Below are 262 nucleotides of genomic sequence, written 5' to 3'. Positions count from 1 at the left end.
CAGTTATTAAGTGACTTTAGATTCTAGAATAGTGTTGGTATCCCCAAGGGGATTTGAACCCCTGTTACCGCCGTGAAAGGGCGGTGTCCTAGGCCTCTAGACGATGGGGACCCGGAACTATTTTTTGCGCTTTATCATTCTAATCAAACAATCTGTGTGGGCACTCGCTAAGTATTTGCGAAGCAAAAACTTTGGCCGGTAGGTTTATTTGCCTAAGCAAATTCACCGTAAGGCTTGTTGATGTCTTTCTTTACGTAAGGAG

Annotated in this window: 1 tRNA gene; it reads right to left on the bottom strand. The window is 44.3% G+C overall.

The features are described 5' to 3' along the window. Positions 1 to 35: 35 nt before the first annotated feature. A tRNA-Glu gene (locus H5084_RS19380) sits at positions 36 to 111 on the bottom strand. Positions 112 to 262 lie beyond the last annotated feature (151 nt).

The sequence above is a fragment of the Psychromonas sp. SR45-3 genome (assembly GCF_014163575.1).
In the GTDB taxonomy this organism is placed as follows: Bacteria; Pseudomonadota; Gammaproteobacteria; order Enterobacterales; family Psychromonadaceae; genus Psychromonas; species Psychromonas arctica.
This window is presented reverse-complemented; position numbering and strand designations above follow the sequence as displayed.